The sequence below is a fragment of the Dehalococcoidia bacterium genome, from assembly GCA_035528575.1.
In the GTDB taxonomy this organism is placed as follows: domain Bacteria; phylum Chloroflexota; class Dehalococcoidia; order E44-bin15; family E44-bin15; genus DATKYK01.
On the sequence record DATKYK010000033.1, the window covers coordinates 13,034 to 25,188 of the forward strand.

25 protein-coding genes and 1 pseudogene are annotated in these 12,155 nt (G+C 52.0%); all 26 read left to right on the top strand.

What is annotated here, in order from left to right; all coding sequences use genetic code 11:
• The first annotated feature begins 40 nt into the window (after positions 1-40).
• The 26 genes and pseudogenes from rplW to rpsK all read left to right on the top strand — a co-directional run bounded on the left by rplW (position 41) and on the right by rpsK (position 12,128).
• Positions 41-325: a 50S ribosomal protein L23 gene (gene rplW, locus VMX96_07970; protein ID HUU63833.1), complete on the top strand. Its 285-nt coding sequence runs from the start codon at positions 41-43 to the stop codon at positions 323-325.
• Positions 326-522: 197 nt separating this feature from the next.
• On the top strand, positions 523-1,347 hold the full coding sequence (rplB, locus tag VMX96_07975; protein ID HUU63834.1) for a 50S ribosomal protein L2: 825 nt from the start codon (positions 523-525) through the stop codon (positions 1,345-1,347).
• A gap of 73 nt (positions 1,348-1,420) precedes the next feature.
• Entirely contained in the window at positions 1,421-1,720 is a 300-nt protein-coding gene (gene rpsS / locus VMX96_07980; protein ID HUU63835.1) for a 30S ribosomal protein S19, read from the top strand.
• 13 nt (positions 1,721-1,733) lie between these two features.
• The gene (gene rplV, locus VMX96_07985; protein HUU63836.1) at positions 1,734-2,069 is read left to right on the top strand and encodes a 50S ribosomal protein L22; all 336 of its coding nucleotides are present in this window, start codon (positions 1,734-1,736) and stop codon (positions 2,067-2,069) included.
• Positions 2,070-2,791, top strand: a pseudogene (gene rpsC, locus VMX96_07990) (30S ribosomal protein S3).
• Between the two features lies 1 nt (position 2,792).
• Positions 2,793-3,188 (top strand): hypothetical protein, encoded by a 396-nt coding sequence (locus VMX96_07995; protein ID HUU63837.1) that lies wholly within the window; start codon positions 2,793-2,795, stop codon positions 3,186-3,188.
• A gap of 23 nt (positions 3,189-3,211) precedes the next feature.
• Positions 3,212-3,646, top strand: coding sequence for a 50S ribosomal protein L16 (rplP, locus tag VMX96_08000; protein HUU63838.1), 435 nt, complete (start codon positions 3,212-3,214; stop codon positions 3,644-3,646).
• 1 nt (position 3,647) lies between these two features.
• Complete coding sequence (gene rpmC, locus VMX96_08005) at positions 3,648-3,848, top strand: 50S ribosomal protein L29 (GenBank protein ID HUU63839.1); 201 nt, start codon at positions 3,648-3,650, stop codon at positions 3,846-3,848.
• Between the two features lie 13 nt (positions 3,849-3,861).
• Entirely contained in the window at positions 3,862-4,125 is a 264-nt protein-coding gene (gene rpsQ, locus VMX96_08010; protein ID HUU63840.1) for a 30S ribosomal protein S17, read from the top strand.
• Positions 4,122-4,490 (top strand): 50S ribosomal protein L14, encoded by a 369-nt coding sequence (gene rplN, locus VMX96_08015; protein ID HUU63841.1) that lies wholly within the window; start codon positions 4,122-4,124, stop codon positions 4,488-4,490. Before rpsQ ends, rplN begins: the two co-directional genes overlap by 4 nt.
• Before the next feature lies 1 nt (position 4,491).
• The gene (gene rplX / locus VMX96_08020; protein ID HUU63842.1) at positions 4,492-4,803 is read left to right on the top strand and encodes a 50S ribosomal protein L24; all 312 of its coding nucleotides are present in this window, start codon (positions 4,492-4,494) and stop codon (positions 4,801-4,803) included.
• Entirely contained in the window at positions 4,800-5,345 is a 546-nt protein-coding gene (rplE, locus tag VMX96_08025; protein ID HUU63843.1) for a 50S ribosomal protein L5, read from the top strand. The genes rplX and rplE overlap by 4 nt, the downstream gene beginning before the upstream one ends.
• Positions 5,346-5,432: 87 nt before the next feature.
• Complete coding sequence (locus VMX96_08030) at positions 5,433-5,618, top strand: type Z 30S ribosomal protein S14 (protein ID HUU63844.1); 186 nt, start codon at positions 5,433-5,435, stop codon at positions 5,616-5,618.
• Positions 5,619-5,629: 11 nt separating this feature from the next.
• The gene (rpsH, locus tag VMX96_08035; protein HUU63845.1) at positions 5,630-6,025 is read left to right on the top strand and encodes a 30S ribosomal protein S8; all 396 of its coding nucleotides are present in this window, start codon (positions 5,630-5,632) and stop codon (positions 6,023-6,025) included.
• Positions 6,026-6,037: 12 nt separating this feature from the next.
• A complete protein-coding gene (rplF, locus tag VMX96_08040; protein ID HUU63846.1) occupies positions 6,038-6,589 on the top strand; it encodes a 50S ribosomal protein L6 in 552 nt (183 codons plus the stop codon).
• The gene (rplR, locus tag VMX96_08045) at positions 6,589-6,954 is read left to right on the top strand and encodes a 50S ribosomal protein L18 (GenBank protein HUU63847.1); all 366 of its coding nucleotides are present in this window, start codon (positions 6,589-6,591) and stop codon (positions 6,952-6,954) included. The genes rplF and rplR overlap by 1 nt, the downstream gene beginning before the upstream one ends.
• Before the next feature lie 83 nt (positions 6,955-7,037).
• Positions 7,038-7,544: a 30S ribosomal protein S5 gene (gene rpsE, locus VMX96_08050; GenBank protein HUU63848.1), complete on the top strand. Its 507-nt coding sequence runs from the start codon at positions 7,038-7,040 to the stop codon at positions 7,542-7,544.
• Positions 7,537-7,728 (top strand): 50S ribosomal protein L30, encoded by a 192-nt coding sequence (gene rpmD, locus VMX96_08055; GenBank protein HUU63849.1) that lies wholly within the window; start codon positions 7,537-7,539, stop codon positions 7,726-7,728. Before rpsE ends, rpmD begins: the two co-directional genes overlap by 8 nt.
• Positions 7,718-8,185: a 50S ribosomal protein L15 gene (gene rplO / locus VMX96_08060; GenBank protein ID HUU63850.1), complete on the top strand. Its 468-nt coding sequence runs from the start codon at positions 7,718-7,720 to the stop codon at positions 8,183-8,185. The genes rpmD and rplO overlap by 11 nt, the downstream gene beginning before the upstream one ends.
• Positions 8,160-9,494, top strand: coding sequence for a preprotein translocase subunit SecY (secY, locus tag VMX96_08065; GenBank protein ID HUU63851.1), 1,335 nt, complete (start codon positions 8,160-8,162; stop codon positions 9,492-9,494). The genes rplO and secY overlap by 26 nt, the downstream gene beginning before the upstream one ends.
• 12 nt (positions 9,495-9,506) lie before the next feature.
• The gene (locus VMX96_08070) at positions 9,507-10,154 is read left to right on the top strand and encodes an adenylate kinase (GenBank protein ID HUU63852.1); all 648 of its coding nucleotides are present in this window, start codon (positions 9,507-9,509) and stop codon (positions 10,152-10,154) included.
• 1 nt (position 10,155) lies between these two features.
• A complete protein-coding gene (map, locus tag VMX96_08075; GenBank protein ID HUU63853.1) occupies positions 10,156-10,908 on the top strand; it encodes a type I methionyl aminopeptidase in 753 nt (250 codons plus the stop codon).
• 10 nt (positions 10,909-10,918) lie between these two features.
• On the top strand, positions 10,919-11,137 hold the full coding sequence (gene infA, locus VMX96_08080; protein HUU63854.1) for a translation initiation factor IF-1: 219 nt from the start codon (positions 10,919-10,921) through the stop codon (positions 11,135-11,137).
• Between the two features lie 27 nt (positions 11,138-11,164).
• Positions 11,165-11,278, top strand: coding sequence for a 50S ribosomal protein L36 (gene rpmJ, locus VMX96_08085; GenBank protein HUU63855.1), 114 nt, complete (start codon positions 11,165-11,167; stop codon positions 11,276-11,278).
• A 61-nt stretch (positions 11,279-11,339) separates the two neighbouring features.
• On the top strand, positions 11,340-11,723 hold the full coding sequence (gene rpsM / locus VMX96_08090; protein HUU63856.1) for a 30S ribosomal protein S13: 384 nt from the start codon (positions 11,340-11,342) through the stop codon (positions 11,721-11,723).
• Positions 11,724-11,732: 9 nt separating this feature from the next.
• Positions 11,733-12,128, top strand: coding sequence for a 30S ribosomal protein S11 (gene rpsK / locus VMX96_08095; GenBank protein ID HUU63857.1), 396 nt, complete (start codon positions 11,733-11,735; stop codon positions 12,126-12,128).
• Positions 12,129-12,155 lie beyond the last annotated feature (27 nt).

Below are 12,155 nucleotides of genomic sequence, written 5' to 3' on the forward strand. Positions count from 1 at the left end.
GTTATCTTTGAAGACTAGCTAAAGGGGAGTAAAAAGAAAAATGCAGGTCCTGGAAATATTGCGACGCCCCATAGTCTCCGAGAAGAGCACCGCGCTTCAGCAGCGAGATAAATACACATTTGAGGTGGCTCCAAATGCCAGTAAGCAGCAGATCAAGCAGGCGGTGGAGCTTTCGTTTCAGGTCAAGGTAATACAGGTGAATGTGATAACAATGCCCCCCAAGTGGCGTGGGCCAGGCAGAAGACGTAGCCAGACATCTCCCTGGAAGAAGGCTGTGGTCACCCTCAAGCCGGGGCAGAAGATCGAGTTCTTCGAGGGGGGATAAGGATCTATTTTATAGACTGCCCATGTCGGGCGACAGATGTGAAATGAAGAGAAGCGATAACAGTCAGTCATACTCGGAGATAACAGGTGACAGAAAGATCTTTTCACTTGTATGCCCAATTAATAAAATAAAACCGCCAGGATTACTACAAGTTAATAAATGCGATTCAGAAGCGAAATTCAAACAGGGGGAAAAGGGTGCCGCTTAAGGTATATAAACCCACATCGCCGGGGCGCAGGGGGATGACCGGTGCCACCTTTGAGGAAATTACCAAAACCAAGCCGGAGAAATCGCTACTTAAACCCTTAAGAAAGAAGGGTGGGAGAAGCAACCAGGGACGGATCACGGTACGCCATCGCGGCGGTGGTGCAAAGAGGATGTATCGCATTATCGACTTCAAGCGGGATAAGGTGGGTATCCGCGGCGAGGTGGCCTCTATCGAATACGATCCCAACCGCTCAGCGCGAATCGCCCTCATTCACTACGCTGATGGGGAGAAGCGATACATAATCGCACCTCTCGGCCTTGAGGTGGGCAAAGCCGTTATGGCAGGTAGCGATGCCGAGATAAAGATAGGCAATGCGCTGCCCCTAAAAGCCATCCCCACAGGCACAGCGATCCATAATATCGAGCTTCACCGAGGTAAAGGAGGGCAGTTGGTAAGGGGCGCCGGTGGTAGTGCCCAGCTCATGGCTAAAGAGGATAGCCATGCATTGGTAAGAATGACCTCCGGTGAGATAAGGCGAATCCATATTGAGTGCTTTGCCACAATCGGTCAGGTGGGCAATGTTGACCATCAGCATATTAATCTGGGTAAGGCGGGTCGAAAGCGGCACCTGGGGATTCGCCCCGGAGTGCGAGGCTCGGCGATGTCCCCCAATGCTCATCCCCATGGCGGGGGAGAGGGGAGATCCCCCATTGGTTTGCCCGGTCCCAAGACCCCTTGGGGAAAGCCGGCGCTGGGCTATGTAACCCGCAGAAACAAGCTCAGCAATCGCATGATAGTTAAGCGGAGGAAATGAGGTAGGCAGTTCAGGCTACCCTGTGCTATTATCGATATTTAACAGCTTGAGGTGCAGGTGAGAGGTATTAGAGATGTCTAGATCTATTAAGAAGGGACCCTATGTAGACTCCAAACTGGTAAAAAGGGTGGAGGCGCTAAATGCGTCGGGACAGAAGGCAGTATTAAAGACATGGTCGCGTGCCTCGACCATCCTCCCTGATATGATAGGACATACTATTGGTGTTCACGATGGCAGGCGTCACGTACCTATATTTATTACCGAGAATATGGTGGGGCATAAGCTGGGCGAGTTTGCCCTCACCAGAACCTTCAGAGGACATTCGGCTAAATCGGAGCGGGTAGCCACATTTAAAAAGCGGACCAAGAAGTAGGTATTTAGGCATTATGGAGGTAAAAGCTACCGCAAGATATATCAGGAAGTCGCCTCGTAAACTGCGTCCTATGGCGGATGCGATACGGGGTAGGAAGGTGGAGGATGCGTTGAATATTCTGAGATTTCTGCCTTCACCATCAGCGCGTACTGTAGCCAAGGTGGTGAAGGCGGCCGCTGACAATGCCGAGAACAACTTTGAGATGACGCCGTCGGACCTCAGGATTGTTAAAATCTTTATCGATGGGGGGCGTACTATGAAGCGCTTTCGCGCGGGACCGCGGGGACGAGCAAAACCGATCCTTAAACGCTCCAGCCATATAACCGTGGTAGTCAAAGAGGAGGAATAATTGGGGCAAAAGGTTCACCCGATAGGGTTTAGACTCGGTATAAGCAAGGATTGGCAGGCAAAGTGGTATGCCGATAAGCACTATACCGAGCTATTACAGGAGGATATCAAGATACGAAAAGCCATCGAGTCGAATTATGCTGCGGATGATATCTCGCGCGTTGAGATCGAGCGTGCTGCCAATCAGGTGACGGTAACCATCTATACGGCAAGACCAGGGATCGTTATCGGCAGAGGAGGACAGCGGGTCGATGAGATGAGGCTTATCTTGGAGCGGGTCTCTGGAAAAAGAGTGCGACTGAATATTCTAGAGATTGCGCGTCCCGAGCAGGATGCTTATCTGGTAGCAAGGGGCATCGTACAGCAGATTCTGCGGCGCATTTCACACAGGCGTGCCATGAAGCAGGCGATCTCCCGGGCTATGGACGGTGGTGCACAAGGGATAAAGGTCAAATGCTCAGGTAGGCTTACTGGTTCTGAGTATTCCAGGAAGGAGACACTGTATCGGGGGAGGGTGCCCCTTCATACCATACGGGCCGATATCGATTTTGCCATAGCTGTTGCGCATACAGCTCTGGGTTGTACCGGAGTCAAGGTATGGATTTATAAGGGCGATATCATTCCCGAGCGTGAAAAGCTCCCCATTGAAGCCCCGATAGTGGCACCCCTAGCTGACAAAGAAGGGATTGAGGAGTCTAAGCTCGAGGAGGGGGAAGAGGCTAAGGTGGAGGTTAAGGAAGATATTGTGGAAGAGGCTAGGGTGGAGGTTAAGGAAGACATTGTGGAAGAGGCTAAGGTGGAGAAGAAGCCCGCAGCAGATGGTAAAGCTAGGGCAAAGAAGAAGACCATAGCAAAGCAGAAGCCCAAGGTGGGGGAAGAGGCTAAGGTAGAGAAAGAGGCCGGTGTAAAAGAGACTACCGAGGCGGAGATCGAGGCAAAGAAGAAGACCGTAGCAAAGCAGAAGCCCAAGATGGGGGAAGAGGCTAAGGTAGAGAAAGAGGCCGGTGTAAAAGAGACGCCCGAGGCGGAGACGAAAGCAAAGAAGAAGACCACGGCAAAGCAGAAGTCCAAGGCAGAGGAGCAGGACGATTTAGAGGAACATGAGAAAAAAGAGGGATAGCAGGCTGATTAGAGGATAGGGTAATGTTACAACCGAGCCGGGTAAAGTATCGAAAACAGCATCGCGGTCGTCGCCGGGGAATGGCACACGCTGGCAATACTCTATCATTTGGCGAGTATGGACTTCAAGCCCAGGGGGCTTGCTGGCTCACTTCACGGCAGATTGAGGCGGCAAGGCGCGCCATTATTCACCATGTAAAGCGTGGTGGCAAGGTTTGGATCAGAGTTTTTCCCGATAAACCGGTAACCTCAAAGCCTGCCGAGACCCGTATGGGTAGTGGCAAGGGCGCGGTGGATCATTGGGTTTGTGTAACTAAACGGGGGAGGATCCTCTTCGAGATCGCTGGCGTTAAGGAAGAAGAGGCCCGTGAAGCTATGCGATTGGCCTCTCATAAGCTACCCATACCCACCAGGTTCTTGCGCAGGGATACCGATGTCCCGTACCAGGAGGGTTCGTAGGTTGAAGATACAGGAGATACGCGCCCTTAGTTTAGAGGATCTTAAAAAGAGGCTCAATGAGTCTTATCGAGAGCTGTTTAATTTTAGGTTTCGCCTTGCCACCAGGCAACTGCTTAATTATCATGAGATCCACAATGTAAGGAAGAGGATCGCCCGGATCAAGACCATTATGAGGGAAAAGGATCTCTCAATAGAGGAGTGAAAGCGCTTTGGTAGTGGAAGCTAACAGGAAAAGAAAAATCAGGATAGGACGCGTGGTCAGTAACAAGATGGACAAGACCGTCGTGGTGACAGTCGAATCCCATAGTGTGCATCCGCTATATAAGAAACGAGTAAGGCGAATCAATAGGTTCAAGGCTCACGATGAGCAGAATACCTGTCATATCGGTGATGTGGTGCGGATCGAGGAAACGCGCCCTCTATCAAAGGATAAATGCTGGCGGGTGGTGGAGATATTACAAAAGGGTGAGTCGGCATGATTCAGCACATGACCAGAGTGAGGGTCGCCGATAACACCGGGGCCAAGAGCATTATGTGTATTAACGTTCCCGGTGGTACTCGAAAGAGGTATGCTCGAGTGGGGGATATCATCGTAGCCTCAGTAAAGGAGGCAACGCCAGGGGGGGCAGTAAAAAGGGGTGAAGTGGTGCGGGCAGTTATCGTGCGTACCGCCAAGCCCTACCGGCGCAACGACGGTTCTTATATCAGGTTTGATGAAAACGCTGCCGTGATCCTCAGCGACAAGAACAATCCTAAAGGAACTCGCATATTCGGCCCGGTGGCTCATGAACTAAGGAATAAGAACTTCATGAAGATAATCTCACTGGCCCCCGAGGTATTATAGGATGAAGATAAAAAAAGACGACACCGTGATCGTTATTGCCGGTAAGGACAAAGGTAAAAAGGGTAAGGTTCGCCAGTCATTTCACAAGGAGGGTCGTTTGGTGGTGGAGGGTATCAACATAGTGAAGCGTCACACCAAGCCGCGAGGTACAGTTAGGCAAGCAGGCATAATCGAGCACGAGGCCAAGCTCCATGTTTCTAATGTAATGCTACTATGCCCCAAGTGTAATCATCCCGTACGCCTCGGTTCTCACATCCTGGAGGATGGCAACAGGGTGAGAGTGTGCCGCCGCTGCCAAGAGGTGATAGATTGACAACCCGATTGAAAGAGAAATATCAAAAAGAGGTCATTCCCGCCTTGATGAGCGAGTATGGCTATAAGAGCGTTATGCAGGTACCTCGCCTGGAGAAAGTAGTAATAAATATTGGACTGGGTGAGGCGACGCAACAAACCCACGCACTAGAGGCGGCGGAGAAGGACCTCGCTGCCATCACCGGTCAGCATGCCGTAATTACCAGGGCAAAGCGCTCTATTGCCGGTTTTAAGGTGCGTCAGGGAATGCCGGTTGGGATGATGGTAACATTGCGAGGAGCTCGGATGAATGATTTCCTTGATAAACTGGTAAATATCACACTGCCACGCATTCGCGACTTTCAGGGGATGCCTCGAAACTCCTTCGATGGCCGGGGTAATTACACCCTGGGATTGGTGGACCAGACTATCTTCCCTGAGATCGAATACGATAAGGTAGACAAGGTTCGGGGGCTGGAGATCTCGATAGTAAACACAGCCTGCACTAATGAGGAAGGCCAGAGACTACTTGAGCTCCTGGGAATGCCGTTCTCGAGGGATTAAAAGGGTAAAAAGAAGTTAGGGACGAGATCAATCTAGTTGCCAGAGTTCGCATTACTGGCTGGCACTGAGGATGAGAAGAGCGAGAAAATGGCAAAGTTATCGAAGGTTATAAAGGCACAACGAGAACCAAAGTATAAAGTGCAAAAAAGGAATCGCTGCAGCCGTTGTGGCAGACCGAGAGCATATATACGGCAGTTTGGGCTGTGCCGCATCTGCTTCAGGGAGCTGGCTCTCAAGGGACAGATCCCTGGGGTGAGAAAATCTAGCTGGTAAGAGGTGAAGCGATGGTTACAGACCCGATCGCCGATATGTTAACCAGGATAAGGAATGCCCTTCTTGCCAGGCACGATTTTACTCTAGTGCCTTCCTCGAGGATGAAGCTCGCCATTGCCAAGATCCTGAGGGAGGAGGGTTTTATCCATGATTATGAGGTATTGAAGGGCAAGCCGCAGCGGGTAATTAAGGTGCACCTTAAATATACGGAGAAGAAGGAGCCTGTGCTCACCGGTCTCAAGAGGGTCTCCAAGCCGGGGCTCAGGATATATGTTCAGCGGAAGGAGATCCCCCGGGTTTATGGTGGTCTTGGCATAGCCATTCTCTCTACACACAGGGGGGTGATGGTAGGGCAGAAGGCATGGCGAGAGGGGGTGGGTGGTGAGCTGCTCTGTTATATATGGTAATGGAGGAAATTGATGTCTCGCATCGGAAGGATGCCTATTCCATTGCCTCAAGGGGTTGAGGCCGATATTAAAGGAAACGAAGTGCGGGTAAAGGGTCCCAATGGGGAGCTTTGCCGCTCTTTTGACTCCGCGATCGCTATTTCCTTGAACCAGGACACGCTAACAGTCTCTCGATCCAGTGACAATCGAATTCACCGCTCGCTTCATGGTCTAACCAGGAGCCTTTTGGCCAATATGGTAGAGGGGGTTAGTAAGGGGTTTAAGAAGGAACTGGAGATCGTGGGTATCGGCTATCGTGCCCAAAAGGTAGGGGAGAAGGTGGTGCTTCAGGTAGGTTACTCTCACAAGGTAGAGATTGTCCCTATCTCTGGGGTATCGGTGAATGTCCCGGAGCCACAGCGCATCAGTGTTCAGGGTATTGATAAGCAACTGGTGGGAGATGTTGCGGCAAAGATTCGCGCCGTAAGACCTCCAGATCGATATAAGGGTAAGGGAATAAGATATGCCGGTGAGCGGGTTCGCCTCAAGCCAGGAAAATCGGGCAAGGTTGGTGCAAAACGGTAATGAGTAAAAAGGATCCCCGAGCGGCGCGCCAACGAAAACATAGCAGGGTACGGAGAAAGGTTTCGGGTACCGCCGAGCACCCTCGCCTATGTGTTTTCCGTAGCCTGAGCCATATTTATGCCCAGTTAATAGATGATAAGCTAGGTAATACCATTGTTTCGGCATCCACCCTGGACCCAGGGATAAGGTCTGAGTTAGAGGGGAAGCAGAAAGTGGCAGTCGCAGCTCTTGTAGGTAGACTGGTAGCCAGGCGGGCAGTGGAGCGGAAAATCACCGGTGTGGTGTTTGACCGTGGCGGATACAAGTATCATGGTAGGGTAAAGGCCTTGGCAGAGGCGGCTAGAGAAGGAGGCCTAGAATTTTGAAGCCGACGGATCTTGATGGAGTGTCGGTTTCGAGGCCTCAAGTAGCGGATCCTAATAGATCAGGTAGGAACGGAGTTTAGGTAATGGAAGGGATAGATCGCAGCGAGTCAACGATCAATGAGAAACTGGTTAATATAAAGCGCGTAGCTAAGGTAGTCAAGGGGGGTAGGCGATTCAGCTTTACCGCACTGGTAGTCGTAGGCGATGGCAATGGGCAGGTGGGTTCTGGATTGGGTAAAGCCAAGGAGATACCGGAAGCAATCCGAAAGGGGGGTGCTATTGCCCGGAAGCAAATGATCAGTGTACCGATGAAGGATGGAACCATTCCCTATCAGATAGTGGCCAGGTATGGGGCAGCGAGGGTACTGCTCAAGCCAGCGGCTCCGGGAACAGGGTTGATAGCTGGGGGTGGAGTACGCGCAGTGCTGGAGCTAGTCGGGATCACTGACATCCTTACCAAGTCACAAAGGAGCGCCAATAAGATAAACGTAGTGAGAGCCACTATACTGGGTCTCAGTCAGTTAAAGGATCCTCAACAGGAATTAGCGAAGCGGAAGTCGAAGGCCACCGAGGAGAAATCCAGTGGCTAAGCTGAGAGTCACCTGGGTAAAAAGCGACATTGGGTACCCTGGGGATCAGAGACGGACACTCCAGGCTTTGGGGTTTCATCGTCTCAAACAGACCGTTGAGCACGATGATTCGCCATCGATTCGCGGCATGCTTATGAAGTTAAGACATCTGGTAACCGTGGAGGAGAGCGGTGATGCAGAATAAACTGGCACCGCACCCGGGGGCGAAACATAAGATAAAGAGAATCGGACGGGGCCTCAGCAGCGGGCATGGCAGGACCGCTGGGAAGGGCTCCAAAGGGCAGAAGGCGCGGTCAGGGTATAAAGTTCGCCCAGGCTTTGAGGGAGGACAAAATCCATTAACAAAGCGCCTGCCCGAGCTGCGGGGGTTTAACAATATCTTCAGGATAGAGTATTCCACCATCAACGTGTCTCACCTTAACCGCTTTGAGGCAGAGAGCGAGGTAACGCCACAGCGACTCGTGGCTGAAGGATTAATTAAGTCATTGAAGCAGCCTGTAAAGATTCTCGGCGATGGTGAAATTAAAAAGCCCCTTACCATCCGGGCAAATAGGTTTACCCGACAGGCCAGGAGAAAGATAGAGTCTGCTGGAGGAAAGGCAGAGGAAATAGATAGTGACGCAAGAGCGAAGAGAAGGTAGACCTAAGCTGCTTCAGGCAATGATCGATGCCTTTGGTCAGGCAGACCTGAGGAAGAAGATCCTGCTCACCATTGGCCTGCTGGTAATATTCCGCTTTATAGCCCATGTCCCCGTACCCGGAGCTGATGTCGAAGCCATGCGCAGCTTCCTGGAAGGGGGAGGCGGTATCGCGGGACTGGTGGGGATGATGGACCTGTTTAGCGGGGGGGCGATGAGGAACATGAGCATAGCGGCTCTGGGGGTTTATCCCTATATAACCGCGGTTATTATAATGCAGCTCATGGTCCCGGTGATCCCTCGCCTTCAGGCAATTGCTAGAGAGGGGGACGCGGGGAGGGCCAAGATCAATCAGTACACCCACTGGCTAACCGTGCCGTTAGCAATACTCCAAGGCTACGGTCAGCTAATAATGCTACAGGGACAAGGTATATTCCCTCCCGGTAGTGTTGGCCTCTCCGGGGATGCGCTTTTGCCCACTATTACTATGGTGCTGGCATTTACCGCAGGAACCATGTTCCTCGTCTGGCTCGGGGAATTGATCACCGAATATGGAATCGGTAATGGCGTTTCCATGATAATCTTTGCTGGTATCGTTTGCACCCTGCCTGAGATGCTTGGGCGAGGCTACCTGGCTGGTGGAGAGCTGTGGGGGTTATTCATTTTCCTCGGTTTAGCTCTGGCCATTCTGGTCACCATCGTTATTTTTAACGAGGCACACCGCCGCATTCCGGTGCAGTATGCCAGGAGCCTGTATCGCGGGGGACGGATGTATAGGCAGTCCGGCGGTACCCATATCCCGATCAGGGTAAACTCAGCAGGGATGATCCCTGTGATCTTCGCCATGGCGCTACTTATCTTCCCCGGGGTGGTCGCCAGCTTCTTCGCAGACCCCACTGGGGGTGGCTTCGCCAATACTATTGTAAATCTCTTCTCGCAGGATAGCGGATTTTATTGGGCAATGTACTTTTTCCTGGTTATGAGCTTCACCTTCTTCTATGCCATGATAGTATTTCAACAGCAAAACCTGGGGGAGACACTGCAGCGGCAGGGGGCTTTCGTGCCAGGAATTCGCCCCGGTAAAACCACCCAGCAATACCTTAACCGGATTATCACCAGGATCACCTGGGCTGGCGCACTGTTTCTAGCCTTTGTAGCGATCTCGCCATTTATTCTTCAAAACATAACTGGCGTTCAGGTCCTGGTATTGCCAAGCATCGGTATGCTAATCGTAGTGGGCGTGGCCCTGGATACCATGAGGCAACTGGAGGCCCAACTCATGATGCGTCGCTATGAGGGTTTCCTCAAGTAGGTAGTGCACGGCATGCGTTCTGTTCTTCTGGGTGCACCGGGATCGGGTAAAGGAACACAGGCGGGAATTATTTCTGATAGGCTGGGTATAGTCCATATTGCCTCTGGCGATTTGTTTCGTGAGGCAGCGAGCAGGGGTGATGAGATAGGGAGACAGGCAAAACACTACATGGAAAGAGGGCTCCTAGTCCCTGACGAGATAACGATCAGGATGATCCTGGAACGTATTTCAGCCGCTGATTGCGCCGAAGGCTTTATCCTCGATGGCTTCCCTAGAACCCTGGACCAGGCAAAGGCTCTGGATATGGCACTGAGAGAAAGGGGGGAGGCTATCGACAAGGTGTTATATATCAGGGTTGCTACGGATGAGTTGGTGAGGCGCTTGAGCGGCCGGTCTATCTGTAGAGGCTGTCAGACGCCTTATCACGAGGTGTCATCGCAGCCCAAGGTAGCGGGGATATGTGACCTTTGCGGGGGCGAACTCTATCAGCGCCCCGACGACTTGCCCCAGACGGTGAGAAAGCGAATTGAGGTCTATTTTACTGAGACGGCACCGCTCATTGACTATTATAGGAAAGCGGCTAAACTGGTTGAGATCGAGGGAGAGGGAGAGATCGAGGAGATCGGCGAGAGGCTCATTGACGCCCTCCCCCATGGTTGAAATGGGAATAATCATTAAGTCGTCACACGAAATCGACACCATGAGAAGGGCGGGGAGGATAGTGGCAAACATACTTGATGTATTGAAGAGGAAGATTGAACCTGGTATTATCACTGAGGAATTGGATGCCATAACTGTACACGAACTGAGCCGGCATGGCGCCACAGCATCCTTCAAGGGGTATCGTGGCTTCCCTGCCAGCTTATGCGTCTCAGTTAATGATGAGCTTGTCCATGGCATCCCGGGAAAGCGCGTTCTTAAGGATGGGGACATCGTATCTCTGGACTTTGGCGCGATGTTTCAGGGCTTTCAAGGCGATGCTGCGATCACCGTGGGGGTAGGTCAGATCAGCCCACAGGCACAGAAGCTAATAGAGGTAACCGATGGAGCGCTGAGTGCAGGTATCGCCAATGCCCGAAGTGGAGCCCGTTTAGGGGATATATCGGCGGCCATCCAGTCATTTGCAGAGTCACGAGGGTTCTCGGTAGTGCGTGAATATGTGGGGCATGGTATCGGCCGAAGTATGCACGAAGACCCTCAGATACCAAATTACGGTTCGCCGGGACAGGGACCGCTCCTCAGTAAAGGGATGACACTGGCTCTGGAACCGATGGTGAATGCTGGCGGATGGCGTACCAGTGTGGCTGGTGATGGGTGGACCGTTATCACCGCCGATGGTAGCCTCTGCGCGCATTTCGAGAATACTATTGCCATAGCCGACGATGAGGCAGAGATACTCACCAGTCTTAATTAGGCATCAGGATATGGGTAAGAAGGAAGCTATCGAGGTCGAGGGGAAAGTGGTTGAGCCTCTGCCCAACACCATGTTCCGTGTTGAGCTCGCTAATGGGCATAAGGTGCTGGCCCATATATCGGGAAAAATGAGAATACACTACATCAAGATACTTCCCGGTGATAAGGTGCTGGTGGAGCTTTCTCCCTACGACCTGACCAGGGGGAGAATTACCTATCGTTTTAAATAGATTGTTGTTTGGTGCAAGGAGAGAAGCATGAAGGTGCAGGCTTCAGTTAAGCGGCGATGTGAGAAGTGCAAGGTCATCAAGCGAAAGGGAGTGGTGCGGGTTATCTGCGAGAACCCAAGGCATAAGCAGAGGCAGGGGTAGTTGTCTTTTCGCGCAAGGTAACCGCTGGGGAAAATAGGGGCGAAACGAGAGGGATGAAAAGATGGCAAGGATAGCAGGGATAGACCTTCCCAAGGACAAACGAATCGAGATTGGATTGTGCTCTATATACGGTATTGGGCTCTCCACTAGCCAGAGAATCCTGGCGCAAGCTGAGGTCGACCCTGATACCAAAGCCAAGGATCTTAGCGAAGGGGACGCAAGCCGGATCAGGGAGGCCATCGATCGTGATTACGAAGTAGAAGGGGAACTGAGGCGGAAGGTCAATCTCAACATTAAGCGGCTTATCGAGATCGGTAGCTACCGTGGCATTAGGCATCGCCGTGGGTTGCCGGTTCATGGTCAGCGTACTCGGACCAATGCCCGAACCAAAAAGGGTGCACGCAAGACGGTTGCCGGACGTCGCCGCACCGTGACAAGGAAGTAAAGGAGCACTATGGCAGATAAGAAGAAACCAACCCGGGTTAAAAGAAGGGAGAGAAAGGCCGTCCCCAAGGGTCTTGCCTATATCCAATCTACCTTCAACAATACCATCATTACACTTACCGACCCTTCGGGCAATGTCATCGCATGGGGGAGTTCGGGCACCGCTGGTTTTAAAGGATCGCGCAAGGGAACTCCCTATGCCGCGCAGCTTGCTGCCGAACAGACGGCGAGGAAAGGGATGGAGCATGGAATAAAACAGGTTGAGGTCTATGTGAAGGGACCGGGGAGTGGGCGTGAAGCGGCCATCCGCTCCCTGCAGTCGGCAGGCCTCACTATTACCGGGATCAGGGATGTAACCCCCATCCCTCACAATGGCTGCCGCCCCAGAAATAGGAGGAGGGTATGAGTAAAACAATTAACAGAATGCAGGGTG

Bases quoted from the DNA above. Each gene is read 5' to 3' on its own strand.
- rplW (HUU63833.1), top strand. From the start codon at position 41: ATGCAGGTCCTGGAAATATTGCGACGCCCCATAGTCTCCGAGAAGAGC.
- rpsS (HUU63835.1), top strand. From the start codon at position 1,421: ATGTCTAGATCTATTAAGAAGGGACCCTATGTAGACTCCAAACTGGTA.
- rplV (HUU63836.1), top strand. From the start codon at position 1,734: ATGGAGGTAAAAGCTACCGCAAGATATATCAGGAAGTCGCCTCGTAAA.
- rplP (HUU63838.1), top strand. From the start codon at position 3,212: ATGTTACAACCGAGCCGGGTAAAGTATCGAAAACAGCATCGCGGTCGT.
- rplN (HUU63841.1), top strand. From the start codon at position 4,122: ATGATTCAGCACATGACCAGAGTGAGGGTCGCCGATAACACCGGGGCC.
- rplX (HUU63842.1), top strand. From the start codon at position 4,492: ATGAAGATAAAAAAAGACGACACCGTGATCGTTATTGCCGGTAAGGAC.
- VMX96_08030 (HUU63844.1), top strand. From the start codon at position 5,433: ATGGCAAAGTTATCGAAGGTTATAAAGGCACAACGAGAACCAAAGTAT.
- rpsH (HUU63845.1), top strand. From the start codon at position 5,630: ATGGTTACAGACCCGATCGCCGATATGTTAACCAGGATAAGGAATGCC.
- rplF (HUU63846.1), top strand. From the start codon at position 6,038: ATGTCTCGCATCGGAAGGATGCCTATTCCATTGCCTCAAGGGGTTGAG.
- rplR (HUU63847.1), top strand. From the start codon at position 6,589: ATGAGTAAAAAGGATCCCCGAGCGGCGCGCCAACGAAAACATAGCAGG.
- rpsE (HUU63848.1), top strand. From the start codon at position 7,038: ATGGAAGGGATAGATCGCAGCGAGTCAACGATCAATGAGAAACTGGTT.
- rplO (HUU63850.1), top strand. From the start codon at position 7,718: ATGCAGAATAAACTGGCACCGCACCCGGGGGCGAAACATAAGATAAAG.
- VMX96_08070 (HUU63852.1), top strand. From the start codon at position 9,507: ATGCGTTCTGTTCTTCTGGGTGCACCGGGATCGGGTAAAGGAACACAG.
- map (HUU63853.1), top strand. From the start codon at position 10,156: ATGGGAATAATCATTAAGTCGTCACACGAAATCGACACCATGAGAAGG.
- infA (HUU63854.1), top strand. From the start codon at position 10,919: ATGGGTAAGAAGGAAGCTATCGAGGTCGAGGGGAAAGTGGTTGAGCCT.
- rpmJ (HUU63855.1), top strand. From the start codon at position 11,165: ATGAAGGTGCAGGCTTCAGTTAAGCGGCGATGTGAGAAGTGCAAGGTC.
- rpsM (HUU63856.1), top strand. From the start codon at position 11,340: ATGGCAAGGATAGCAGGGATAGACCTTCCCAAGGACAAACGAATCGAG.
- rpsK (HUU63857.1), top strand. From the start codon at position 11,733: ATGGCAGATAAGAAGAAACCAACCCGGGTTAAAAGAAGGGAGAGAAAG.